A 22,913-nucleotide genomic window follows, 5' to 3' on the forward strand; every position below is an offset into this window, starting at 1 on the left:
ACACGAGGACGACAGGAGGCGGGCACGGGTGGCCGGCGTAGATGTTCCAACGGTCGGGACCCCCGCCGGGATGCGCAAGATCAACCAGCGGGCGGTGCTGGACCTGCTGCGCCGCAGCGGACCGGCGACCCGGCCGCAGGTGGCGAAGGACACCGGGCTGTCGAAGCCGACGGTCAGCCAGGCGCTGCTGGCGCTCGAAGCCGCCGGGCTGGCACGCCCGACCGGGCACACCTCCACCGGCACCGGCCGCTCGGCCGTGCTGTACGAGGCCGACCCGACCGCGGGGTACGTGCTGGGCGTCGACATCGGGCGCGAGCACATCCGCGTCGCGGTGTCGGACCTCGGCCGCACGATCGTGGCGCGCCGCGACGAGCGCAACACGGCGCGATCCGGCGCCGCCCTGGTCGCGGCGGTCGGGAAGATCGCGGCTTCGGCCGTCGCGGAGGCCCGGTTGTCGCCGTCCGACATCGTTGTCCGCGTGGTCGGCTCCCCCGGCGTCGCCGATCCGGAGAAGCGCTGCTTCCGGCACGCGCCGAACCTGCCGGGCTGGGGCCGGGCCGGGCTGATCGACGACCTCGAAGCCGCGCTGGGCCCCGACCTGATGGTGGAGAACGACGCGAACCTGACGGCGGTCGGCGAGGGCGAAAGCGGCGCCGCGCGCGGCGCGTCGGTGTTCGGCTGCATCACGATCGGCACGGGCGTCGGGATGGGCATGATGGTCGACGGCCGGGTGTTCCGCGGCGCGACGGGCGCGGCGGGCGAGATCGGCTACCTGCCGTACGGCCGCACGCGCGCGGCCGATTCCCCTGGGTCCCCGCCCGCACGCGGCCACCTCGAAGAGGCGACGGCGGCCCAGTCGGTGGTCCGCGGCGCCCGCGAACTCGGCCTGGGCACGGCGAAGTCGGCCCGCGAGGTGTTCCGCCTGGCCCGCGAAGGCGACGAACTCGCCCGGCAGGCCTTGGAGGCGGAAGCGGACCGGCTGGCGTACACGGTGGCCTCGGTGGCGGCGGTGATCGATCCGGAGCTGATCGTCCTGGGCGGCGGCATGGGCATGGCGGCGGACCTGCTGCTCGAGCCGCTGGATCGCGCGCTGCGGGCGTTCACGCCGTTGGTGCCGAAGGTGGTCCAGGGCGAGCTGGGCGAGGACGCGGTGCTGACGGGAGCGATCAGCGTCGGGCTGCGGGCGGCCCAGGGCCTCGTCTTCGACCGCCGCGTGGGTGCCGCCTAGGCCGCTTCGGCTCGCTCGGACGTAGTGAATGACTCATTCCTGTCGTCGGACGCCATGAATGAGTCATTCACGGCCGCGCCGGGGCCGAGATCAGGCCGCGCGCCAGGCTTCGCCGCCGGTCGAGACCCGCCACGGGGTCAGCTTCAGCACCGTGATCTTCGGGTCGCGGTGGTCTTCGCCGCCCAGGATCTTCGGGTCGTAGCCCAGCGGTTCCGGCGTCGACGCGAACAGGTCCCACAGGGACCGGCGCGTCTCCTCGTCGTCGGCGAACTCCGCCCGACACTCCGCCACCGCCACCTCGTGCTGCGGGTCCCAGTACGAGCACGACACGTACGGCGAGGCTGCCAGATGGGCCACCTTCAGCGGCGTCGGCCGGGTGAACAGCCACCCGGTCAGGCCGTCCGGACCCGTTTCCCAGATCGGGTGGACCACCCGCGACCGTGGCCGCCCCCGGCGGTCGACGGTCACCAGCGTGCACCACACGATCCGGTGCGCGACACGGACGAACGCTCCGGCCAGTTCCGCCGGCACCCTGCTAGATTCCACAACCATGGTTGTGCATCCTACGCCGGACGGCCTCGACCTGTCACTCACCGCCCTCTTCGCGGGCTGGGCGATGACGGACGAGGTGCAGCGGCGGCTCACCGCGCAAGGCTTCGGCAACCTGCGCTTCAACGACGGTGTGGTGATCCAGCACGTCCTGGCCGCACCGCTGTCCATCACCGCGCTGGCCGAACGGATGGGCGTGACGCAGCAGGCCGCGTCGAAGGCCGTCGCCGATCTCGAACGCCGGGGGCTGCTGCGGCGCGCACCGGATCCGGGTGACGCGCGCACCAAGCTGCTGCACCTCACCGAGCACGCGCACCGGGCCGTCGAAGCCACCCGGGCACTGAGAGCTGGACTTCAGGACGAACTGGAGGCGGAGTTCGGGGCCGCCCGCGTCGAGGACGTCCGCGCCCTGCTGGCGGCGGTCATCGGCCGCTTCGGCGGCGACGAAGCGATCCGGGCCCGGCGGGTCCGGCCCCCTCGGTGATTACCTCCGGCGTAATCGACCGCGGCGCCCGGGAAGCCGACGATGACCCCATGAGCGAAACGAACCGCATGATCGTCGTCGACTGCCTGGAGAACCTGTTCGTGTACAAGGACTTCGACGCCGCGAAGGCCGCGCTGCACCCCGGTTTCGTCACCCACAGCCACGGCCTGCCCAATGGCCGCGACGCGTTCGCCGACGCCGTCAAGAACTCACCACTGGCCGGCGCGACGGCGGAGATCAAGCACATCGTCGCCGAGGGCGACTTCGTCATGGTGCACCTGCACGTGGCCGGGACGGCCGTCGTCGACATCCTGCGCGTCGAGGACGGCCTGCTCGTCGAGCACTGGGACGTCAAGCAGCCCGCCTAGCGGGTGATCACGCAGGTTCCCGACGCCGTCGCCAGCAGCTTGCCTTCGGCGTCGCGGATCTCCCCTTCGGCGAACGCGATCCGCGAGCCCTCCTTGACGACCCGGCCGGTGGCCCGGATCTCGCCGCGGCCCGCGTGGATGGCGCGCAGGTAGCTCACCTTCAGCTCCACCGACGAATAGCCGACGCCGGCCGGCAGCGTCGTGTGCACCGCGCAGCCGACCACCGAGTCCAGCAGGGTGGCCGCGACGCCGCCGTGCACCATCCCGATCGGGTTGTACAAAGACTCGTCGGGTTCGGCGACGGCGACGACCTCGCCGTGGCCGATGTGCTCCCAGCGCAGCCCGAAGTGCGCGGCGATCGGCGGCGCGGGCACGCGCCCCTCCGCGATGGCCGTCATGTACTCGAACCCGGTCATCGTGGCACCGAGGCGGGCGGTCGGCAGCGGGTCCTGCCAGGTGATGGTCTTCGAGCGGGTCTGCGCTCCGGCGGCCACGTCGGTCATCTCGGCTCCTCGACTATGACGACTGTCTTAATCGCAGCCTCGCCCGCGCACCCGCCGGCGTCAAGCGCGGCGTGACCCAGGCCACCGGTGGCCCCGGCCCGGGTGAAATCATCCGGGGGTGGACAACGACGACCCCGGCCGCAGGCTCATCGACCCGGAACGGGTGGCCGCGGCGATCGACGGCCTGGGCGACCGCGCCGTCATCGACGAGTGGGCCCAGCGCTTCTCCGTCGTCGCCGACCCGTCCCGGCTCGCCCTGCTGGTCTCGATCCACTACGCCCGCGAGATCAGCGTCTCCGACCTCGCCGCGGTCACCGGCATGACCGACACAGCGGTTTCCCAGGCTCTGCGGCTGCTGCGCGCGCACGGGCTGGTCACCACGCAGCGCACCGGGCGCGTCGTGCGTTACCGGCTCGCGGACGCCACCGTGCACGAGCTCATCCACCGCGTGCGACCACACCCGGCACAGCCCGTGACCGACGAGGACCGGTAGCGTGCGAGCATGACGGGACTGCCCGAAACCATCACCGCCTGCCTGTTCGACCTCGATGGAGTGTTGACCGACACCGCGGTTATCCACAGCCAAGCCTGGAAGCAGACTTTCGACGAGTTCCTTCGCGCCCGCGACGGCGACGAGTACCGCGAGTTCACCGACCAGGACTACGCGACCTATGTGGACGGCCGCCCGCGCGCCGACGGGGTCCGCGAATTCCTGCGCTCGCGCGGGATCGAGCTGCCCGAAGGCACCCCCGACGACGCTCCGGACGCCCCGACCGTCAACGGCGTCGGCAACCGCAAGAACGAGCTCGTCCTGAAAATCATCGACGAACGTGGCGTGAACCCCTACCCCGGCTCGATCCGCTACCTCGACGCGGTCAAGGCCGCCGGGCTGCGGATCGCAGTCGTGACGTCGTCGGCGAACGGCGCGAAGGTGCTCGACGCCGGTGGCCTCAGCAAGTACGTCGAAGCCCGCGTCGACGGCCTGACCATCCGCGAGCGCAACCTCAAGGGCAAGCCCGCGCCGGACTCGTTCCTGGCCGGCGCCGCGGCACTCGGCGTCGAACCCGCGCACGCGGCCGTGTTCGAGGACGCCCAGTCCGGCGTCCAGGCCGGGAAGGCCGGCGGCTTCGGCTACGTCGTGGGCGTGAACCGGGCGGACCAGGCCGACCAGCTTCGGGCACACGGGGCCGACATCGTCGTCGACGACCTCGCCGACCTCCTGGAGGATTGATGACCGAAGAAGAACCCCGCGGCTACGAGTGCGCGCCGTGGGAGCTGCGGTGGCGCGGCATGGACGTCGACGCCCTGCAGCGCACCGAATCGGCGTTCGCCGTGTCGAACGGGCACATCGGGCTGCGCGGCACGCTCGAGGAGGCCGAGCCGCGCGGGCTGCCCGGCACCTACCTCAACGGCTTCTACGAGCAGCACGAGCTCCCCTACGCCGAAGCGGGCTACGGCTACCCCGAAGAGGGCCAGACCGTCGTCAACGTGACCGACGGCAAGATCATCCGGTTGCTCGTCGAGGACGAGCCGCTCGACATGCGCTACGGCGCGGCCACCAAGCACGACCGGGTCCTCGACTTCCGCAAGGGCACGCTGTGCCGCAGCACCGAGTGGTCGTCGCCGACCGGGCGGCGGGTCCGCGTGCGCACCGAGCGGCTGGTGTCGTTCACCCAGCGCGCGATCGCCGCGATCCGGTACGAGGTCGAACCGCTCGACGAGGACCTGCAGCTGGTCGTCCAGTCCGACCTGCTGGCCAACGAGCCCATCGAGTCCGACACGAGCGACCCGCGGGTGGCCGCCGCGCTGAACTCGCCGCTGGTCGGCGAGTTCCACCGCGCGTCCGACTACAACGCCGTGCTGGTGCACCAGACCCGCCGGTCCGGCCTGCGGATGGCCGCCGCGATGGACCACAAGATCGAGGTGGACGACGGGATCCGCGCCCGCATCCACTCCGAAGAGGACCTCGCGCGGCTCACGGTCGCGGTCGACGTGCCGAAGGGCGGGCGGCTGCGCATCACCAAGTTCCTCGCCTACGGCTGGTCCGCGCAGCGGTCGGTGCCCGCGCTGCGCTCCCAGGTCGAGGCCGCGCTGGCGGGCGCGCGCCAGACCGGCTGGAAGGGCCTGGCGACCGAGCAGCGCCAGTTCCTCGACGACTTCTGGGCCACCTCGGACATCGAGATCGAGGGCGATCCCGAGCTGCAGCAAGCGGTTCGCTTCGCGCTGTTCCACCTCCTGCAGGCCGGGGCCCGCGGCGAAAGCCGGGCGATCGCGGGCAAGGGGCTGACCGGCCCGGGCTACGACGGGCACGCCTTCTGGGACACCGAATCGTTCGTCCTGCCGGTGCTCACGTACTCGATGCCGGACGCGGCGCGCGACGCCCTGCGCTGGCGGCACTCCACAATGGACAAGGCGCGGGAACGCGCGCACCAGCTGGGGTTGCGCGGCGCGGCCTTCCCGTGGCGGTCGATCAACGGCGCCGAGTGCTCGGCGTACTGGCCGGCGGGCACGGCCGCGTTCCACGTCAGCGCGGACATCGCCGACGCCGTGCTGCGCTACCTGAACGCGACCGGCGACGACGAGTTCGAACGCGACTTCGGCACCGAGCTGCTGCTGGAAACCGCGCGGCTGTGGGCGTCGCTGGGCCACCACGACCGGCACGGCGCGTTCCGCATCGACGGCGTCACCGGGCCGGACGAGTACTCCGCGGTGGCGGACAACAACGTCTACACGAACCTGATGGCGAAGCGGAACCTGCTGGCGGCGGCGGAGTCGTGCGAACGCCAGCCGGACGTCGCGGCGCGGTTCGGCGTCGACACGGTCGAGCTGGACTCGTGGCGCGCGGCCGCCGCGGCGATGTTCCTGCCCTACGACGAAGAACTCGGCGTGCACCCGCAGTCGGAGGGCTTCCTCGACCACGACGAGTGGGACTACGAGCACACGGACATGGCGCACTACCCGCTGCTGCTGCACTTCCCGTACTTCGACCTGTACCGCAAGCAGGTCGTGAAGCAGGCGGACCTGGTGCTGGCGCTGTACCTGTGCGGCGACTCGTTCAGCCCGGAGGAGAAGGCCCGCAACTTCGCCTACTACGAAGCGAGGACCGTGCGCGACTCCTCGCTGTCGGCGGGCACGCAGGCGGTGGTCGCGGCCGAGGTCGGGCACCTCGAGCTGGCTTACGACTACCTCGCCGAGGCCGCGCTGACCGACCTGCACGACGTGCACAACAACGTGCGCAACGGCCTGCACATGGCGTCGCTGGCCGGGGCGTGGCAGGGTGCCGTGGCCGGTTTCGGCGGCCTGCGCGACCACGGTTCGACACTGGCGTTCGCGCCGCGGCTACCGCCGCAGCTGGACCGGATGACCTTCCGCCTGATGTTCCGCGGCACGCGGTTCCAGGTGGAGATCGACCGCGACCAGGCGACCTACCACGTGCTCGACGGCGAGCAGCTGGAAGTGCTGCACCACGGCGAGCGCGTCACGGTCACCGCCGAGCCGCAGCGGTTCGCGATCCCGAAGATCGACGCGGGCGACCCGCCGGCCCAGCCCCCGGGCCGCGCCCCCATGCGGCGCGACTCGGAGAAGGTGCGTCAGTACGCGGATCCGACCAACCCGGTCACCCTGGAAGGTCGCTGACGGCGTCCCGCCCGGGTGGGGCCGGAACCTCTTCGGTCCCACCCGGGTTCACGTCCGGGTCGGGCGCGGTGGGCACGTCGTGGGTGAGCTGACCGGGCGTCGGGAGCTTCGGGAGCTCGTCGTCCTCGTCGTCGCGGGCGTGGCTGTGCTGCTGCTGGCTCATACCTTCCGGAATACCCGGTTTTCCCGGCCGCGGCCAGGGGTCAGGCCGCCACGACCTTGTTCCCGGCCTTCTCCCGCGCCTTGTCCTGCAGGGTCAGCAGCAGGCCGTCGCGGGTCGACCAGGGGCAGATCGCGACCTTGCCGCCCGCGACCGTCAGCAGCGCTTCCGCCACGATCGCGCCGGCCAGTGCCTGGTGGGCGCGACTGCGGGAGATGCCCGGCAGCTTCGCGCGCTTCGACGGCGGCAGGTCGGCGAGCCGCGGGATCCAGGAGCGCAGGTCGTCGAGCCGCAGCTCCCGGCACCGGCTCGGGCGGGCACCCGCCAGCCGCGCGAGCTGCTGCAGCACCTTCGAACAGCCGACGACCAGCGGGTCGACGACGTCCGCGGCCCCCAGCGTGGTGGTCACGACGTCGAGCGCGTGCGTGCGCAGCGCCTTGACCTGCTTGGCCGACACGCGCTCGCCCGGCAGCCAGTCCCGGGTCATCGACCGCGCGCCCAGCGGCAGCGACCGCGCGAAGGTGGCCTGGTCGCCGCGGCCCGCGGCCAGCTCGACCGTGCCGCCGCCGATGTCGAGCACGAGCAGCGGCCCGGCCCCGGCGCCGTACCAGCGGCGGGTGGCCAGGTAGGTCAGTTCCGCCTCGCAGCGGCCGGAGAGGAACCGCAGCTCGACGCCGGTTTCGCCGGCGACGTGCCGGACGACGTCCGCCGCGTTGGCGGCGTCGCGGATCGACGACGTCGCGAGCGGGTAGATGTCGCTCACGCCGTGGCGGTACGCGGTGGTCATGCCCGCGGCGACGGCGGCCGTGACGGCGGCGGTGCCGCGGTCGGAGAGCCGGCCGCGGTCGTCGAGCTCGCGGTCGAGGCGCAGCCGCGTCTGGTGGTTCAGCACCGGGTCGCGGGGCGAGCCGTCGACCGGGACCACCACGAGCCGGGCGCTGAACGATCCGACGTCCAGTACGCCCACCGCGGGCTCTTCGATTTTTCGCACGACTCGGCGCACCTCACTTCCGGACGAGTGGATATCCCCGGTTCGACAGGTCGAAACACGCCATACTGCCGGAAACCGCCGACATTTGCCGGTGATTGACGGTTTTACCCCCTCCAGACGTGCCCAATTGACGCGAAGGTCACAGTGCGATAACCCGATCGAGTGAACCGCGCCACCCCTGGACACGATTCGGTAACGCCCACTCTCCCGCTCCCGACTTACCGGCGTGCGGCAGGGAAACGTGGGAGAGCGGCACTCGACGCTCGTGCGGCCGGCCGCCGCCGTGCTCGCGGTGGTGGCCGGGCTCGGCTGCGTCCTGCTCGGCGTCACGGCGGTGCTCACCCCGGGCGCCTCGGCCCGCCCCGGCGCGGCCGCGGACCCGCCCGTGACCGTCGGCGCCGGTGTCGAGCCGGCCGCGCTGGTGATCCCCGACCTGGGCCTCGCGCTGAACCACCTGGTCGATCTCGGCCACGTCGGCGGCCGCCGGGAGCAGCCCGGCACGGCGCTGGGCGTCGGCTGGTTCGCCGACGGCCCGGCCCCCGGCGCCCCGGGCGTCGCCGTGCTGTCCGGGCACATCGGCTTCGGCTACGCCAGCGGCGCCTTCGCCCGCCTCGGCACGCTGGAGCCGGGCGCCGCGGTCGTCGTGCGCAACGACGAGGGCCGCGAGGCCCGCTTCACGGTCCGCAGGACCGCGTCGTTCCCCGCGGACGCACCGGACAGCACGCTCGTCGCCCCGGAGGGCCCGGGTCCCGAGCTGCGCCTGATCACCAGCGACGGGACCCACGACCTCGACGGGATCGACTCCCCGCGGATCGCCGTCTACGCGGTACCGGTCTGACCACGGTTCGGGCCGGGCTCAGCCGAGCAGCTCCCGCAACTGGGCCACCGCCGCGACCCGTGCCTCGCGGCCGGGCAGCATCGGGTTGACGACCAGCGTGGTCGCGCCCGCTTCCGCGAACGCCGCCAGCCGCTCCTTGACGTACCCGGCCGGGCCGACCAGCGAGATCGAGCGCAGCAGCTCGATCGGCACGGCCGCGGCGGCCTCCTCCTTCTTGCCGTCGAGGTAGAGGTCCTGGATCAGCTTCGCCTCGGCCTCGTAGCCGTAGCGGCGGGCGAGGTCGTTGTAGAAGTTCTTGCCGCGCGCGCCCATCCCGCCGACGTAGAGCGCGACGAGCGGCCGCAGGTGGTCGAGCAGCGGCTCGACGTCGTCGCCGATCGCCAGGGCGACCGTGACGAACGTGTCCAGCTCGCCCAGCTCCGGGTCGCGCTTGGCCTTGCCCGCGGCCAGGGACTCGCCCCAGACGTCGGCGGCCTTCTCCGGGTGGAAGAAGATCGGCTGCCAGCCCTCGGCGATCTCGGCGGTGAGCGCGACGTTCTTCGGCCCGAGCGAGGCCAGCAGCACCGGGATCCGCTCGCGCACCGGGTGGTTGATCAGCTTGAGCGGCTTGCCGAGGCCGGTGCCCTGCTCCGGTGGCAGCGGGATCGTGTAGTGCTTGCCGTCGTGGACGACGCGCTCGCGGCGCCACACCTGGCGGCAGATCTCGACGATCTCGCGGGTGCGGGCCAGCGGCGCGTCGTACTTCACGCCGTGGAAGCCCTCGATGACCTGCGGCCCGGAGGCGCCGAGCCCGAGGATGAACCGCCCGTCGGAGACGAAGTCGAGCCCGGCCGCGGTCATCGCGGTGAGGGTCGGGGTGCGGGTGTAGATCTGGAAGATGCCCGACGCGAGCTGGACGCGTTCGGTCTTCGCGGCGAGGTAGCCGAGCTGGCTGACAGCGTCGAAGGAGTAGGCCTCGGGAACGAAGGCGACGTCGAGGCCGACTTTCTCGAGTTCGACGATGTCCGCGACGCTGTCGGCGAAGCCTCCGGCGTAGTTGATCGCGGTCCCGATCCGCATGGCCACCTCCATTGCTGAGCAAGCGCTTAGTCGCGGATCCTAACGGGACCGGCCGCGCCGCGGGCCGGCGATGTGCGCGCCGCCACTCACCGGCCGGCGAGCGTCCGGACCACCAGCTCCGCCGACGCGCCGGCGCCCAGCGTCGTCCCGGCGTAGCGGACGTCGGCGGCGAGCGTGCCGGCCGGGCGCTCGTCCCGGACCGTGAGCCACACGGTGACCATCAGCAGCCAGCGGACGATCAGGTAGACGAACAGCAGCACGCCGACGAGCGTGCCGAACGCCGCGACGGCCGGCGACCGGCCCAGCAGGTGCAGGTAGAACCCGCCGGCCTGTTGGATCGCGCCGAGCCCGGCCGCGGCGGCGACGGCCGGGCGCAGCGTCGAGCGCAGCGGCAGTGGCCGGCGCGGCAGCCGCGCCAGGCACCAGGCGATGACCAGCCAGTTCGCCGCAAGGCCGAGCAGGAGCGAGCCGGCGACGAGCACGAAGTGCGCGAACCCGCCGCCCAGCCCGGTCAGGTGCAGGAGCCAGGTGCCGGCCGCGCCGGTGAGCGCCGCCAGCCCGAAGGACACGGCCAGCGCGAGCCCGACCCCGGCGAGCGCCAGGACGTCGGCGACGATGCCGCGCAGCAGCGGCCGCGGGGTGCGTTCCTGGCCGAGCATCGCGGTGACCGCGTCGCGGACGTTGCTGATCCAGCTCCAGCCCGAGTAGGCGGCGAAGGCGAGCGCGAGCAGCCCGATCCGGCCGCGTTCGCCCACGACGGTGTGCACGACACCGGTGACCGGCCCGCCGATCTCGGGCGGCAGCGAACCGTCGATGACCCGGTCGAGCTCGGTCGCGAGCAGCCGGTCACCGGCCAGCACGAACCCGGCCACCGAGACGGCGACCATGATCAGCGGGACCAGCGCGAGCAGGCTGAAGAAGGTCACCGCGGCCGCATAGTGGTCGCCGTCGCGTTCGCGGTACCGGGCCAGGGTCGCCCCGGCCCGCCGGATCCCCTTGCCCACGACGGCTTTCCCCGCTCCACGTCCCACCGGCCGACCCTCTCATCCGCACGCGTCCCCCGCAGTACGGACCCGGCGGCGGGGAAAACGTCACGGTCTCGTGTCTTACGGTGTGATCACAGCCGGATCTCGCGTGATCCGGGCTTGCCGCGGGATCAGCCGGGGACCACCGTGCCCCGGACGTCGCCGAAGCCGATGCGCGTGCCGGCCGGACCCGGGGCCGTCGCGCTGATCACCACTTCGTCGCCGTCTTCGAGGAACGTCCGCCGCTGCCCGTCCGGGAGGTCCAGGGGCTCGCGGCCGCCCCAGGAGAGCTCCAGGAACGAGCCCCGCTGGTCGCGCTCCGGGCCCGTCACCGTGCCCGAGGCGAACAGGTCGCCGGTGCGCAGGCTCGCGCCGTTGACCGTCAGGTGCGCCAGCTGCTGCGGCGCCGTCCAGTACTGGGTCGCGAACGGCGGGCTCGACACCAGGTGGCCGTTGAGCCGGACCTCGATCGCCAGGTCCAGTCCCCAGTTTTCGCTGGTGCGCAGGTATTCGAACGGTTCCGGATCCTGCGGTGGGCCCTCGACCCGCGCGTGCTCCAGCGCCGCGAGGGGCACGATCCACGGCGACACCGACGTCGCGAACGACTTGCCGAGGAACGGGCCCAGCGGCTGGGACTCCCAGGCCTGGATGTCGCGGGCCGACCAGTCGTTGACCAGGCAGACGCCGAAGACGTGGTCTGCGAAGTCCTCAGTGGACACCGGCGTGCCGGGGGTGGACGGGACGCCGACGACGAACCCCACCTCCGCCTCGATGTCCAGCCGCTGAGACGGGCCGAACGAAGGAGCGTCGGCGTTGCGCGGCTTGCGCTGCCCGTGCGGGCGGACGACCGGCGTGCCCGACGCCACCACCGTGCCCGCCCGGCCGTGGTAGCCGATCGGCAGGTGCTTCCAGTTCGGCGGCAGCTCGGCCGCGTCGGGCCGGAAGATCCGGCCGGCGTTGAGGGCGTGCTGCTCGCTGGAGTAGAAGTCGACGTAGTCGGCGACCTCGAACGCCAGGTGCGTGGTCACCTCGGCCAGTGGCACGAGGTGCGGGCGCAGCGAGTCGGCGTACCGGGGCTCGGTCAGCCAGGTCCGGATGCTCTCGCGGACCTCCCGCCAGGTTTCCGGCCCGGCGGCCAGCAACGGGTTGAGCACCCCGGCGGTGACCAACGGGGCGAAGGCCGACGCCGTCTCGGCGGCCGCGGCGGTCAGGTCGAGGACCTGCTCGCCGACGGGCACGCCGACCCGGCGCTCGGGCGCACCGCCGACCGAGAACACGCCGTAGGGCAGGTTGTCCAGTCCGAACGGCGTGTCGTCGGCGAGGTCGAGCCAGGTCACGTCTGCTCCTCGTCTCGGTTGTCCCCATCGGACGCCAGGCCGGGCCGGGCCACCGCACGCGTGCTCAAGGGGTCGACACGCGTGATTGCCGAGTCGACACGGCGTTTCCCGCGGGCCCTCACTCCGTGTCTCCGGCGGAGCGGTCCGCCACCCAGGCGGCCACCACGTCCGCCAGCACCGGGAGCGGCAGGGTTCCGCTGCCCAGCACCGTGTCGTGGAACTCGCGGATGTCGAACCGCTCGCCCAGCGCCCGCTCGGCGTCGGCGCGCAGGCGCTCGATCTCCAGGCGGCCCACCATGTAGCCGAGCGCCTGGCCGGGGTGGCCGGCGTAGCGGTCGATCTCCGCCTCGATCTCGATCCGCGCCATCGGCGTGTTCTCGACGAGGAAGTCCACCGCCCGCTGCCGGCTCCAGCCCAGCGCGTGCAGCCCCGTGTCGACGACCAGCCGGGCCGCCCGCATCGAGTCCTGCGTCAGCAGGCCGAGGCGCGAAACGTCGTCGGAATACAGCCCCATCTCGTCGGCCAGCCGTTCCGCGTACAACCCCCAGCCTTCGGCGTAGGCGTTGAACATGGCGATCCGCCGCAGCAGCGGGACGCCGGTGAGCTGCTGCGCGAGCGTGAGCTGGAAGTGGTGCCCCGGCACGGCTTCGTGGAACGCCACCGACTCGCCCAGAGTCCGCTGCCGCTGGTCCGCTTCGTGCGTGTTGGCGTAGTACGTGCCCGGCCTCGAGCCGTCGAGCGACGGGTCGATGTAGTACGCGATCGAGCCGCTCTCGGCCTCGGCCGCGGGCACCGGGGCGACCTCGCACTTCTGCTCCGGAACGCGCAGGAACCATTGTGGCGCCACGGCTTCCGCCCGCGCGATCGTCTGCCGGGCGGCGTCCAGGAGCTCGTCACCGTCACGCCAGCGCAGCGCCGGGTCGGTGCGGATCCGCTCGAAGATCTGCGCGAGATCGGTGGTGCCGAACACCTTCTGCCCCAGCTCGCGGTACTCCTCCGCCAGCCGCTCGATGATCGCCAGGCCGGTGTCGTGCAGGTCCTGGGCCGTGCGCTCGGTCGTCGTCTCCGCGCGGATCAGCGCCGCGTAGCGCTCCGGGCCGCCCGGCAGGTCGCCGATGCCCGGCGACGTCTCCGGCCGCGCGACCGGGACCACTTCGCCGGCCAGGAAGTCGCGGTACCGCGCGTACGCGGGCCGCACGACTTCGGCCAGCAACCGGTCACGCTCGGCCTCGAGCCCGTGGACCGGCACCTTCAACGGGTCGGCTTCCGGGGCCGCGAGGTAGCGCTCGACGTACCCGACGCCGATGCGCGCCAGGAACTCCGGCGGAGTGAGGCCTTCGGCGAGCGCGGCCCGCTGCCGCACGATCAGCTGGTCCAGGTACGTGCCGATCGCCGCGAGCCGGCTGAGGTAGCCGCGGGCCTTGGCCTCGTCGTCGACCACCGTCTGCGGCAGCATCATCAGCAGTTCCAGCGCCGGCGCCGCGAGCCCGTCGCTCACCGCGATGTCGGCGCGGCCCGAGTCCAGCACGTCGATCAGCGTCCGCGCCTGCCAGATCACGACGTCGCGGGTGACGCGCTCACCCGGCGACAACGCCGCCGCGTCGAGAGCTTCGGCCCGCGTGATGATCCCGGCGAACGCGGCGCGCTGCCGGGCGCCCGCCTCGGCGGACTGGTCGGCGAGCCGGTCGTGCGCGCCGGGGAGACCGTAGAGCGACGGCAGCAGCGGCTGGGCCTCGAACATCAGCTCCAGGCACTCGTCGGCGAGCGAATCCGGGGTGTCGGTCCGGCCGGCGACCCAGTCGGTGACGACCTTGGCCAGCGCCGAGAGCGGCAGCATGCCGTGGCCCAGCACGACTTCGTGGAAGTCGCGGATGTCGAAGCGGTCGCCCAGCGCTTCCTCGGCCTCGGCACGCAGCCGCTGGATCTCCAGCCGCCCCACCATGTACCCGAGGGCCTGGGCCGGCCAGCCGGCGTACCGGTCGATCTCCGCCTCGATCTCCATCCGCGCCATCGGCGTGTTCTCGACGAGGAAGTCGATCGCCCGCTGCCGGCTCCAGCCCAGCGCGTGCATCCCGGTGTCGACGACCAGCCGGCCGGCCCGCATCGAGTCCTGCGTCAGCATGCCCAGCCGGGCGACGTCGTCGGCGTACAGGCCCATCTCGTCGGCCAGCCGCTCGGCGTAGAGCCCCCAGCCCTCCGCATAGGCGTTGAACATGCCGATCCGCCGCAGCAGCGGCAGGTTCCGCAGCTCCTGCGCCAGGCTGAGCTGGAAGTGGTGGCCCGGCACGGCTTCGTGGAACGCGATCGCCTCGCTGGTGAACCGCGGGCGCTGGTCGGCCTCGTGCGTGTTGGCGTAGTAGGTGCCCGGCCGCGAACCGTCGAGCGACGGCTGGAGGTAGTACGCGATCGTGCCGCTCGCCGCGTCGGCCTCGGGCACCGGCGCGACCTCGCACTTCTCGGCCGGGATGCGCGAGAACCACTGCGGCGCGACGGCTTCGGCGCGGGCGATGGCGTCCCGGGCCGCGGACAGCAGCTCCTCGCCGTCGCGCCAGCGCAACGCCGGGTCGGTGCGCAGGCGCTCGAAGATCTCGGCGAGTTCGGTCGTGCCGAACACCTTCCGCCCCAGTTCGCGGTACTCCCCCGCCAGCCGCCCGATGATCGCCAGCCCGGTGTCGTGCAGGTCCTGGGCCGTCCGCTCGGTCGTCGTCTCGGCCCGGATCAGCGCCGCATAGCGCTCCGCACCGCCCGGTACGTGACCGATCCCGGGCGCGGTGTCGGGCCGCCCGGCGGGTTCGACCTCGGTGCGCAGGAAGTCGCGGTAGCGGGCGTACGCGGGCCGCACGACGTCCGCCAGCAGCCGGTCGCGCTCGGCTTCGAAGCCCTCGACGGCCGCCGTCGTGCCCACCTTCAGCGGGTCGCTGTCCGGCGCGGCGAGGTAGCGCTCGATGTACTCGATGCCGACGCGGGCGAGGTACGCCGGCGGCACGAGCCCCTCGGCCAGGCTCGCGCGCTGCCGCCCGGCCAGCGTCTCGAGGAACGGCTCGATGGCGGCGAGCCGGGCGAGGTAGCCGCGCGCCTTCTTCTCGTCGTCGAGCTGGTAGTACGGCAGGAACAGCAGCAGCCCCAGTGCGGGGGCGCTCAGCCCGTCGCTGACCGCGATGTCGGCGGCCCTGGAGGCGAGCCTGTCGGCCTCCACCTCGGCGGCGGCGATCACGACCTCGCGCGTGACGGTTTCCTCCGGCGTCAGGCTGTCCGTCGCCAGCGCGCGGGCGCGGGCGGCGAGCTCCCGGTAGCCGGTGAGGAACCGCTCCAGCGCCTCCCGGCTCTGGTCCCCGAGCCGGTCGTGGTCGCCGGGCAGGCCGTAGACCGAGCGGGACAGCGGCTCCTGCTCGAAAGACAGCTCGACGAGCTCGTCGGCCAGGCCGTTGACCGTGTCCCCGTGGCCGGCCACCCACGCGTCGACGGCGGAGGCGAGCGCCGAGAGCGGCAGCGCGCCCCCGACGAGCACGAGGTCGTGGAACGCGCGGACGTCGAACCGCGACCCGAGCCGCGCCTCGGCGCCGGTGCGGATCCGCTGGATCTCCAGCCGCCCCACCATGTACGCCAGCGCCTGGCCCGGCCACGCGATGTAGCGGTCGATCTCGGACTCGACCTCGACGCGCGCCTCCGGTGTGTGCTCGAGCAGGTAGTCGACGGCCTGCTGCCGGCTCCAGCCCAGCGCGTGCAGGCCGGTGTCGACGACCAGCCGGGCCGCCCGCATCGAGTCGCCGGTCAGCATGCCCAGCCGCGCGATGTCGTCGGAGTAGAGCCCCATCTCGTCGGCGAGGCGCTCGCTGTAGAGCCCCCAGCCCTCGGTGTAGGCGGTGAAGTTGCCGATGCGGCGCAGCAGCGGCAGCTCGGTCAGCCCCTGCGCGATGCTGAGCTGGAAGTGGTGCCCGGGCACGGCTTCGTGGAACGCGGTCGACTCGGCCGTGTGCCGGAACCGCTCGCCCGCTTCGTGGGTGTTCGCGAAGTAGATGCCGGGCCGGGAGCCGTCGGCGGCCGGGCGCAGGTAGTACGCCGCGGGCGCGCCGGGCGCGGTCTCCGCCGGGACCGGCTCGACCGCGCACTCCTCCGCGGGGACCCGGCCGAACCACTTCGGGGCCTCGGCGGCGGCCCGCGCGACGGCCGTGCGGGCGGTGTCCAGGAGCTCGTCCCCGCTGCTCCAGCGCAGGGCCGGGTCGGTGCGCAGGCGCTCGAAGATCTCGGCCAGGTCGTCGGTGCCGAACACCTTCAGCCCCAGCTCGCGGTACTCGGCGGCGAGCGAGTCGATGACGTCGAGGCCGATCCGGTGCAGCTCCTCCGGGGTGCGGTCGGTGGTCGTGTGCACCTTCGCCAGCCGCGCGTACGCCTCTTCGCCGCCGGGCAGCCACTTCAGGCCGGGCCGGTCGGCGGGGCGCCCGTGCGGCTTCACCTCGGTGACGAGGAATTCGCGGTATTCGGCGAAGGCCGGGCGGACGACGTCGGCCAGCAGCTCGTCGCGCCGGCGGCCGAACTCCTCGTCCGGTGCCGGCTGGCGGCGCAGCGGGTCCGCGTCCGGGTCGGCGAGGTAGCGGTCGAGGTGCGCGATCGCGGCCTCGACCAGGTGCGCCACCGGCACGAGCCCGTCGGCGATGCCTTCGGCGTGGCGCGCCGCGGCCTGGCGCAGGTACGCCGGGACCGCGGCCAGGCGCCCGAGCTGGGCCTCCGCCGCTTCGCCCGCCGTCACGGTCGTCATCGGCAGCGCCATGAGCAGGGAGGCCGCGGGCGCGACCATGATGTCGGTGACCGTGAACTCGGCCATCCGGCTGTCGATCGAGGCGACGCGGTCTTCAGCCGTGGCGATCAGGACCTCGCGGGTGACCCGGTCCTCGGCGGACAGCCCTTCGGCGTCCAGCGCGCGGGCCCGCTCGGCGAACTCCGCGAGCCGGGCCCGGTGGTCCCGCTCGGCTTGCGCGGACAGGTCCGGCAGGCCGGGCTCGGCCGGGCGGAGGCCCAGCAGCGCGGGCGTCAGCGGATCGGCGGCGAACAGCGCTTCGACGAACTCGTCGGCGAGTTCGGTGACCGCGGTCATGGCAGGACCCCCAGCTTCGATGGTGTGCTCCCGGCCGACCCTAACGGAGATCACCGACAGGAACGGTGAGCTGTTCGCCGGGGGCGGACCACCTCGGCACGGCCTCCGCGGCGAGGCGGTAGCGTGCTGCAGGTGGCCGTGACCGATCCCGTGGATACCCGCCTGCTCGCCGCGCTCGCCGACCTCGGCAAGGCCGCGGTGCACGAGCTGGCGGCCAAGGTCGGCATGGATCCGCGCGAGGTCGCCTACCGGCTGGTGGCGCTGTCCGGCAGCGGGCTGCCGCTGCTCGTCGGCGTCGAGAGCGACCCGCAGGGCCTCCGGGCGGCGATCGCGGGCTCGCCGCCGTCGTGGGCGAACCGGCCACCGCAGCAGTTCCCGCCCCCGCCGTCGCAGCCGGTGCCGCAGCAGCCCGCGCCGCCGATGCCGCCGCCGGGCCCGCACGGCGTGCCGTCCGGCCCGTACAACGTGCAGGGCGCCCCTTCGGGGCCCTACAACGTCCAAGGAGCGCCGTCCGGGCCCTACAACGTCCAGGGGACGCCGTCCGGGCAGTACCCGGGCCCGCCGCCGCCCCGGCAGCGCCCGCCGCAGCAGTTCGCCCCGCCGCCGGTCCCGCTCGACCCCGTGGTGAGCACGTGGGGCCTGCCGCAGACGGCGTCGTGGGCCCGCGGCGACGAGCCCGCCCGGCCCGCGGCGCCGGCCGGCGGCAAGCAGGGCCGGATCCGCGAGGTCATGGAGACCCAGGGCCTGGAGGGCGAGCAGCTGTCGCTGCAGCTGCTGGAGGTCCAGGACCCGGCCGACTACCTGTTCAGCGCGGCGGGCTACCGGCTGGAAGAGGGCGAACGCGCGGTGGTCGTGCACACCGAGATCACCAACCGCGGGGCGATCCCGTTCGCGTCGCTGCCGGACAACTACCTCGAGCTGCTCGCCGCCGACGGCACCGCGATCGGCAAGGCCCCGGTGTCGCTGACGTCGCGGCCGCCGCACCGGATCGGCGTCCAGCCGGGCGAAACCCTGGGCGGCCACACCGTGTACGTCCTGCCGGACGCGACGCGGGTGGTGTCGGTGCGCTGGAGCCCGCGGCCGGAACCGGACGAGCGCACCCTCACCTGGTCGATCGAGGACTGAGGCTTGTTCCGGTCAGCCCGCCGCGACCCGCGCGGAAACCGGAGGTGTCCTGCGGCGGGCGACGGCTGAACAAGCCTCACTAGTGTCGCGCGTTGCAGGTTGTTTGCCGTTCGAGGTGTCGGGAGCCTGCGCCACGAGACCCCGGCCCGTGCAGCCCCTCCCGCGACGACATGAATGAGTCATTCACCTCGTCCGGCGACATGAATGACTCATTCATGTCGCCGGACCAGCCGCCGCGACTCTCGGCAGATCCGGGTCCGATGCACCGGATGCCGCTTTGGCGCGCAGGGCCGGGCCGCTGTCGACGAACCTCAGACGCGCGACACTAGTAGCTTTCCTCGCGCAGGATTTCCAGCGCCTTGGCCAGGTCGTCCGGGTACTCCGACTCGAACTCGACCCACCGGCCGTCCGCCGGGTGGGCGAACGCCAGCGTTTTCGCGTGCAGCCACTGGCGGCTCAGGCCGAGGTGGCGGGCCAGGACCGGGTCGGCGCCATACGTCAGATCGCCGACGCACGGGTGGCGCAGCGCCGAGAAGTGGACGCGGATCTGGTGCGTCCGCCCGGTTTCGAGCTTGATGTGCGTCAGGGACGCCGCGCGGAACGCCTCGACGACCTCGTAGTGCGTCACGCTCGGACGGCCGCCCTGGACGACCGCGAACTTGTAGTCGTGGCGGGGATGGCGGTCGATCGGGGCGTCGATCGTGCCGCGCGTCGGGTCGGGGTGGCCCTGGACGATCGCGTGGTAGCCCTTGTCGACCGTGCGTTCCTTGAACGCGCGCTTCAGCACCGTGTACGCGTGCTCGCTCTTGGCCACCACCATCACGCCGGTCGTGCCCGCGTCGAGCCGGTGCACCACGCCCTGGCGCTCGGCCGCGCCCGAAGTCGCGATCCGCAGGCCGGCCGCGGCGAGGCCGCCGACCACCGTCGGGCCGGTCCAGCCCGGGCTCGGGTGCACCGCGACGCCGACCGGCTTGGAGATCACGACGATGTCGTCGTCGTCGTGGAGGATCTTCATGCCTTCGACCGGCTCGGCGACGATCTCCACCGGGTTCGCCGGCTCCGGCAGCGTGACCTCCAGGAGGCCGCCCGCGGCGAGCCGGTCGGACTTGCCGGCGGGCCGGCCGTCGAGCAGCACGTCCCCGGATTCGGCCAGCTCGGCGACGACGGTCCGCGAAAGGCCGAGCAGCTTGGCGAGGCCGGCGTCGACCCGCATCCCGTCGAGCCCGTCGGGCACCGGGAGCATCCGCGACGTCACGCCTGCTCCTCCTGCTGCTCCTGCTGCTCCTCGGCGGCGGCCTTCTTCTTGTCCTTGGTCGACGTGCCGTCGTAGTCCCTGCCCAGCAGGGACAGCAGCACGATCAGGGCACCGCCGACGCAGATCGCCGAGTCGGCGATGTTGAAGATCGCGAAGCCCTTGCCGTTCGGGGCGAACGCCGAGATGAAGTCGACGACGTGGCCCTGCAGCCCGCCGGGCGCGCGGAAGATGCGGTCGGTCAGGTTGCCGGTGGCGCCGGCGAGCACGAGGCCGAGCCCGATGGCCCAGCCGATCGAGCGCAGCCGCCGGGCCAGCCAGATGATCGCGATGACGACGGCCAGCGCGACCAGCGCGAGCACCCACGTCATGCCGGTGGCCATCGAGAACGCCGCGCCGGGGTTGCGGATCACCTGCAGGTAGACGAGGCCGCCGAGGATCCGGACCGGCTCCTTGCCCTCCAGGTTGGCGGCGACCAGGTTCTTCGTCACCAGGTCGATCGCCCAGAACACGACCGCGACGGCGAACACCCAGCCCACGCGGCGCTTCGGCAGCGGCTTCGCCGGGGCTTCCGGTGTTTCCTGCACGGTCTCGGGCGTCGCCTCGGCGGCGGCGTCGGTGTCGGGTTCTCCAGCGCTGGACTCGGTGCTCACCGGTCCATTGTCCACGCCTGGTCAGGGTGCGTCGGCGGCAGTGTCGCGAGGGCGCCGCAGGAGGACCGCGAACGCGGCGGCGAACAGCACGCCCGCCGCGCTCAGCGCCCCGGTCACCGGCGTCAGGAACAGCAGGCTGACCAGCGCGAACACCACGGTCACGGCCAGCACGAACCAGCTGCGCTCGTACGCCGCCAGCACCAGCAGCCCCAGCGCCGCCACGAGCGCGCCCCGGACGTCGCCGGACAGCCGCAGCTCCACGGCGCCGACCAGGTCGAGCAGCGGGAGGGCGGCCAGCGCGCCCAGCGTGCCGAGCACGAACCGGACCGGCCGCGGCGGCGCGCCCGTGCGGCGCAGGCTCAGCCAGTACCAGCCCGCGACGGCGAGCACCACGCAGGCGAGACCGGCGAGCCAGCCGAGCGCCGCCGGGGGCACCACGTCCACCGCGACGGCACCGGCCGAGTACCAGCCGCCGTCGCCGAGGGCGGTCCCGCCGACCCCGCCGGTCCCCAGCCCGTGGAGCTGCTGGGTCATCGCGTAGCCACGCATGTTCACGAACTCGCCGGTCGCCGGGGCGGCCGGGACCAGCGCGACCACCGCCATCACGAGCTGGGCGAACCCCAGCGCGGCCAGCGGGAACCAAAATCGTCGTCCATCCCCCATCGGGGCAGGATAGCGCCCGCGAGGAGGACGGCGGCCGAGATCACCACGCCGGGCAGGTCCGCGACGGCGACGGCGGTCGCGCCGGCCACCACCGCCACCGCGAGCACCAGGCGGCTGCGTTCGAGCCAGGCGACCAGGGCCAGGCCGAGCGTGGCGAGGACCGGGCCGCGGGTGGCCGCGTCGAAGCCGAACCAGCTGTAGGCCAGCAGGTCCAGCAGGGGCACCGCGACCAGCACGCCGACGGCGGACAGCACGGCCGCTTTCCCGCCGAGCCGCCGGGCGTACCAGGCCACCACCGCCAGGAACGCGGCGATGAGCACCCACTGCCAGGCCACGCCGATTCCGCCCCGGTAGGCGAGGACGGTGTCGGAGAGGCTGAGGAGCCGCTGCGTGCCACCGTGGCCCTCGACGGTGAACCCGAAGATGCTGTCGTAGGACGGCGGGGCCGGGTCCGGCGCGAGGCGGGTCGCCAGGTCCGCCGTCACGGCCGAGCGGTGGAACAGTTCGACCGTGACCAGGACCAGCTCCGCGAACCCGAGCAGCGCCAACGGAACCCAGTGCCTCCCCATCGGCCCAGGGTAACGATCAGCAGAACGGCGGCAGCTCCCGCGGGTCGCCGACCGGGGCCCAGCGGCCGTCCACCTTCGCGTACTCCCAGCGGGCCCCGCGCGCGACGATCTGGCGCAGCGCCAGCACGACGCGGTCGACGTGCTCTTCGGTGCTGCCCAGGCCGAGGCTGACGCGGACCGCCTGCTGCCCGGCGCCGCCGGTGACGCCGATGAGCCGCTTGGCCGCGACGTGGGCGCAGAACGCACCGTCGCGCACGCCGATGCCGTACTCGGCGGACAGCACCGCCGCCAGCCAGCCGGGGTCGAAGCCGTCGACGACGAAGCTGACCGTGCCGACGCGGTCGACCGGCGCGTCGAAGAGCCGCAGCTCGGCGCAGCCCGGGATGCCTTCGAGCCCCTTGCGCAGCCGGGTGAGCAGAGCCTGCTCGTGCGCCACGACGGCGTCCCAGTTCTCGCTGAGCTTCTCGCACGCGACGCCGAGCGCGTACACGCCGACGGTGTTGGGCGAGCCGGCTTCGTGGCGTTCGGGCCCGGCGTTCCAGACCACCGCGTCCTCGGTGACGAGCTTGGTCGCGCCGCCGCCGGCGAGGTACGGCCGGGCGGCGCGCAGCCAGTCGGCGCGGCCGATCAGCGCGCCCGCGCCGAAGGGCGCGTACAGCTTGTGACCGGACAGCGCGACGTAGTCGACGTCGAGCTCCTTGATCGAGATCCGCCGGTGCGGAGCCAGCTGGGCGGCGTCGAGCGCGATGCGGGCGCCGTGCTTCCGCGCCACGGCGGCGATCTCCGCCACCGGCAGGAGCTCACCGGTCACATTGGACGCTCCGGTGACGACGACCAACCGCGGTCCCTGCGGGGAGTCCGCGAGGGCTTCGTCCACAGCGGACACTGCCGCGAGGCGGGTGCGCGGGGTCGGGATCCGCCGGACGTTCGGCCCCTGCCACGGCAGCAGCGCGGCGTGGTGCTCGGTGTCGAAGACGACCACCGAGGTGTGCCGGGGCAGGCTGCGGGCGAGCAGGTTGAAGGAGTCGGTGGTGTTGCGGGTGAACACGACGGTGTCCGTGCGCCGGGCGCCGACGAAGCGGCGCAGGACGTCGCGGGTGCGCTCGTAGAGGCGGGTGGAGACCTGCGACGCGAACCCGGCGCCGCGGTGGACGCTGGCGTACCAGGGCAGGAACTCGTCGACGGCGCTGCGGACCGCGTCGAGACAGGGAGCGCTCGCGGCGTGGTCGAGGTTGGCGTAGCCGACGGTTTCGCCGGTGACGAGCGGGACCCGCAGGGCCGCCCCGGCCACGGCCGGGATCTCCTGGGGGACAACGGTTTCGACGTGCTCGGCGGGGGTGACGGTGCTGGTGCGGTCGATGGCGAGAGTCATCGAGTGCCT

Annotated in this window: 21 protein-coding genes; 8 read left to right on the forward strand and 13 right to left on the reverse strand. The window is 73.1% G+C overall.

What is annotated here, in order from left to right; translation table 11 throughout:
- Window positions 1-70 precede the first annotated feature (70 nt).
- Entirely contained in the window at window positions 71-1,228 is a 1,158-nt protein-coding gene (locus tag QRX60_RS47980; protein WP_408630189.1) for an ROK family protein, read from the forward strand.
- A gap of 90 nt (window positions 1,229-1,318) precedes the next feature.
- Here QRX60_RS47980 and QRX60_RS47985 read toward each other — a convergent pair whose 3' ends face one another.
- Complete coding sequence (locus QRX60_RS47985; protein WP_285998123.1) at window positions 1,319-1,780, reverse strand: pyridoxamine 5'-phosphate oxidase family protein; 462 nt, start codon at window positions 1,778-1,780, stop codon at window positions 1,319-1,321.
- On the opposite strand from QRX60_RS47985, the gene QRX60_RS47990 reads away from it, so the two are divergent.
- Window positions 1,779-2,261 carry a MarR family winged helix-turn-helix transcriptional regulator gene (locus QRX60_RS47990; protein ID WP_285998124.1) on the forward strand — a complete coding sequence of 161 codons (483 nt, stop codon included), beginning with the start codon at window positions 1,779-1,781 and terminating at the stop codon, window positions 2,259-2,261. The two genes, QRX60_RS47985 and QRX60_RS47990, sit on opposite strands and share 2 nt — an antisense overlap.
- A 50-nt stretch (window positions 2,262-2,311) precedes the next feature.
- Entirely contained in the window at window positions 2,312-2,629 is a 318-nt protein-coding gene (locus QRX60_RS47995; protein ID WP_285998125.1) for a nuclear transport factor 2 family protein, read from the forward strand.
- Here the strand turns inward: QRX60_RS47995 and QRX60_RS48000 are convergent.
- Window positions 2,626-3,132 (reverse strand): PaaI family thioesterase, encoded by a 507-nt coding sequence (locus tag QRX60_RS48000; protein ID WP_285998126.1) that lies wholly within the window; start codon window positions 3,130-3,132, stop codon window positions 2,626-2,628. The genes QRX60_RS47995 and QRX60_RS48000 overlap by 4 nt on opposite strands.
- Window positions 3,133-3,250: 118 nt before the next feature.
- Here QRX60_RS48000 and QRX60_RS48005 point away from each other — a divergent pair, with 118 nt between their 5' ends.
- The 3 genes from QRX60_RS48005 to QRX60_RS48015 are packed head-to-tail and all read left to right on the forward strand — an operon-like array spanning window position 3,251 to window position 6,768.
- Window positions 3,251-3,625: an ArsR/SmtB family transcription factor gene (locus QRX60_RS48005; RefSeq protein WP_285998127.1), complete on the forward strand. Its 375-nt coding sequence runs from the start codon at window positions 3,251-3,253 to the stop codon at window positions 3,623-3,625.
- Between the two features lie 9 nt (window positions 3,626-3,634).
- A complete protein-coding gene (locus QRX60_RS48010; protein ID WP_285998128.1) occupies window positions 3,635-4,363 on the forward strand; it encodes an HAD family hydrolase in 729 nt (242 codons plus the stop codon).
- The gene (locus QRX60_RS48015; RefSeq protein WP_285998129.1) at window positions 4,363-6,768 is read left to right on the forward strand and encodes a glycoside hydrolase family 65 protein; all 2,406 of its coding nucleotides are present in this window, start codon (window positions 4,363-4,365) and stop codon (window positions 6,766-6,768) included. Before QRX60_RS48010 ends, QRX60_RS48015 begins: the two co-directional genes overlap by 1 nt.
- Here the strand turns inward: QRX60_RS48015 and QRX60_RS48020 are convergent.
- Window positions 6,749-6,931, reverse strand: a complete 183-nt coding sequence (locus QRX60_RS48020; protein WP_285998130.1) for a hypothetical protein — start codon at window positions 6,929-6,931, stop codon at window positions 6,749-6,751. The genes QRX60_RS48015 and QRX60_RS48020 overlap by 20 nt on opposite strands.
- Window positions 6,932-6,971: 40 nt before the next feature.
- Window positions 6,972-7,919, reverse strand: coding sequence for a Ppx/GppA phosphatase family protein (locus QRX60_RS48025; RefSeq protein ID WP_285998131.1), 948 nt, complete (start codon window positions 7,917-7,919; stop codon window positions 6,972-6,974).
- 241 nt (window positions 7,920-8,160) lie between these two features.
- On the opposite strand from QRX60_RS48025, the gene QRX60_RS48030 reads away from it, so the two are divergent.
- The gene (locus tag QRX60_RS48030) at window positions 8,161-8,757 is read left to right on the forward strand and encodes a class F sortase (RefSeq protein WP_285998132.1); all 597 of its coding nucleotides are present in this window, start codon (window positions 8,161-8,163) and stop codon (window positions 8,755-8,757) included.
- A gap of 18 nt (window positions 8,758-8,775) precedes the next feature.
- Here QRX60_RS48030 and QRX60_RS48035 read toward each other — a convergent pair whose 3' ends face one another.
- The 4 genes from QRX60_RS48035 to QRX60_RS48050 form a co-directional block, all read right to left on the reverse strand.
- Window positions 8,776-9,816: an LLM class F420-dependent oxidoreductase gene (locus tag QRX60_RS48035; RefSeq protein WP_285998133.1), complete on the reverse strand. Its 1,041-nt coding sequence runs from the start codon at window positions 9,814-9,816 to the stop codon at window positions 8,776-8,778.
- A gap of 86 nt (window positions 9,817-9,902) precedes the next feature.
- Entirely contained in the window at window positions 9,903-10,847 is a 945-nt protein-coding gene (locus tag QRX60_RS48040) for a YhjD/YihY/BrkB family envelope integrity protein (RefSeq protein ID WP_285998134.1), read from the reverse strand.
- Window positions 10,848-10,972: 125 nt separating this feature from the next.
- Window positions 10,973-12,178: a fumarylacetoacetase gene (gene fahA / locus QRX60_RS48045; RefSeq protein ID WP_285998135.1), complete on the reverse strand. Its 1,206-nt coding sequence runs from the start codon at window positions 12,176-12,178 to the stop codon at window positions 10,973-10,975.
- Between the two features lie 118 nt (window positions 12,179-12,296).
- On the reverse strand, window positions 12,297-17,270 hold the full coding sequence (locus QRX60_RS48050) for a DUF885 domain-containing protein (protein ID WP_285998136.1): 4,974 nt from the start codon (window positions 17,268-17,270) through the stop codon (window positions 12,297-12,299).
- Window positions 17,271-17,402: 132 nt separating this feature from the next.
- On the opposite strand from QRX60_RS48050, the gene QRX60_RS48055 reads away from it, so the two are divergent.
- Entirely contained in the window at window positions 17,403-18,395 is a 993-nt protein-coding gene (locus QRX60_RS48055) for an AsnC family protein (RefSeq protein WP_285998137.1), read from the forward strand.
- A 325-nt stretch (window positions 18,396-18,720) separates the two neighbouring features.
- Here QRX60_RS48055 and QRX60_RS48060 read toward each other — a convergent pair whose 3' ends face one another.
- The 5 genes from QRX60_RS48060 to QRX60_RS48080 all read right to left on the reverse strand — a co-directional run bounded on the left by QRX60_RS48060 (window position 18,721) and on the right by QRX60_RS48080 (window position 22,904).
- A complete protein-coding gene (locus tag QRX60_RS48060) occupies window positions 18,721-19,650 on the reverse strand; it encodes an RluA family pseudouridine synthase (protein ID WP_285998138.1) in 930 nt (309 codons plus the stop codon).
- The gene (gene lspA, locus QRX60_RS48065) at window positions 19,647-20,234 is read right to left on the reverse strand and encodes a signal peptidase II (protein WP_286003848.1); all 588 of its coding nucleotides are present in this window, start codon (window positions 20,232-20,234) and stop codon (window positions 19,647-19,649) included. The genes QRX60_RS48060 and lspA overlap by 4 nt, the downstream gene beginning before the upstream one ends.
- An 87-nt stretch (window positions 20,235-20,321) precedes the next feature.
- Window positions 20,322-20,963: a hypothetical protein gene (locus tag QRX60_RS48070; protein ID WP_285998139.1), complete on the reverse strand. Its 642-nt coding sequence runs from the start codon at window positions 20,961-20,963 to the stop codon at window positions 20,322-20,324.
- Complete coding sequence (locus QRX60_RS48075) at window positions 20,903-21,532, reverse strand: hypothetical protein (RefSeq protein WP_285998140.1); 630 nt, start codon at window positions 21,530-21,532, stop codon at window positions 20,903-20,905. Before QRX60_RS48075 ends, QRX60_RS48070 begins: the two co-directional genes overlap by 61 nt.
- A gap of 16 nt (window positions 21,533-21,548) precedes the next feature.
- Window positions 21,549-22,904, reverse strand: a complete 1,356-nt coding sequence (locus QRX60_RS48080) for an aminotransferase class V-fold PLP-dependent enzyme (protein ID WP_285998141.1) — start codon at window positions 22,902-22,904, stop codon at window positions 21,549-21,551.
- Between the last annotated feature and the right edge of the window lie 9 nt (window positions 22,905-22,913).

This window comes from Amycolatopsis mongoliensis, assembly GCF_030285665.1.
GTDB classification, from domain to species: Bacteria; Actinomycetota; Actinomycetes; order Mycobacteriales; family Pseudonocardiaceae; genus Amycolatopsis; species Amycolatopsis mongoliensis.

What these genes read in the sequence shown, in the direction of transcription:
- QRX60_RS47985 (WP_285998123.1), bottom strand. Translation starts at nt 1,780, where the DNA reads ATGGTTGTGGAATCTAGCAGGGTGCCGGCGGAACTGGCCGGAGCGTTC.
- QRX60_RS48075 (WP_285998140.1), bottom strand. Translation starts at nt 21,532, where the DNA reads ATGGGGAGGCACTGGGTTCCGTTGGCGCTGCTCGGGTTCGCGGAGCTG.
- QRX60_RS48015 (WP_285998129.1), top strand. Translation starts at nt 4,363, where the DNA reads ATGACCGAAGAAGAACCCCGCGGCTACGAGTGCGCGCCGTGGGAGCTG.
- QRX60_RS48070 (WP_285998139.1), bottom strand. Translation starts at nt 20,963, where the DNA reads ATGGGGGATGGACGACGATTTTGGTTCCCGCTGGCCGCGCTGGGGTTC.
- QRX60_RS48080 (WP_285998141.1), bottom strand. Translation starts at nt 22,904, where the DNA reads ATGACTCTCGCCATCGACCGCACCAGCACCGTCACCCCCGCCGAGCAC.
- QRX60_RS48000 (WP_285998126.1), bottom strand. Translation starts at nt 3,132, where the DNA reads ATGACCGACGTGGCCGCCGGAGCGCAGACCCGCTCGAAGACCATCACC.
- QRX60_RS47990 (WP_285998124.1), top strand. Translation starts at nt 1,779, where the DNA reads ATGGTTGTGCATCCTACGCCGGACGGCCTCGACCTGTCACTCACCGCC.
- QRX60_RS47980 (WP_408630189.1), top strand. Translation starts at nt 71, where the DNA reads ATGCGCAAGATCAACCAGCGGGCGGTGCTGGACCTGCTGCGCCGCAGC.
- QRX60_RS48010 (WP_285998128.1), top strand. Translation starts at nt 3,635, where the DNA reads ATGACGGGACTGCCCGAAACCATCACCGCCTGCCTGTTCGACCTCGAT.
- QRX60_RS47995 (WP_285998125.1), top strand. Translation starts at nt 2,312, where the DNA reads ATGAGCGAAACGAACCGCATGATCGTCGTCGACTGCCTGGAGAACCTG.
- QRX60_RS48050 (WP_285998136.1), bottom strand. Translation starts at nt 17,270, where the DNA reads ATGACCGCGGTCACCGAACTCGCCGACGAGTTCGTCGAAGCGCTGTTC.
- QRX60_RS48020 (WP_285998130.1), bottom strand. Translation starts at nt 6,931, where the DNA reads ATGAGCCAGCAGCAGCACAGCCACGCCCGCGACGACGAGGACGACGAG.
- QRX60_RS48035 (WP_285998133.1), bottom strand. Translation starts at nt 9,816, where the DNA reads ATGCGGATCGGGACCGCGATCAACTACGCCGGAGGCTTCGCCGACAGC.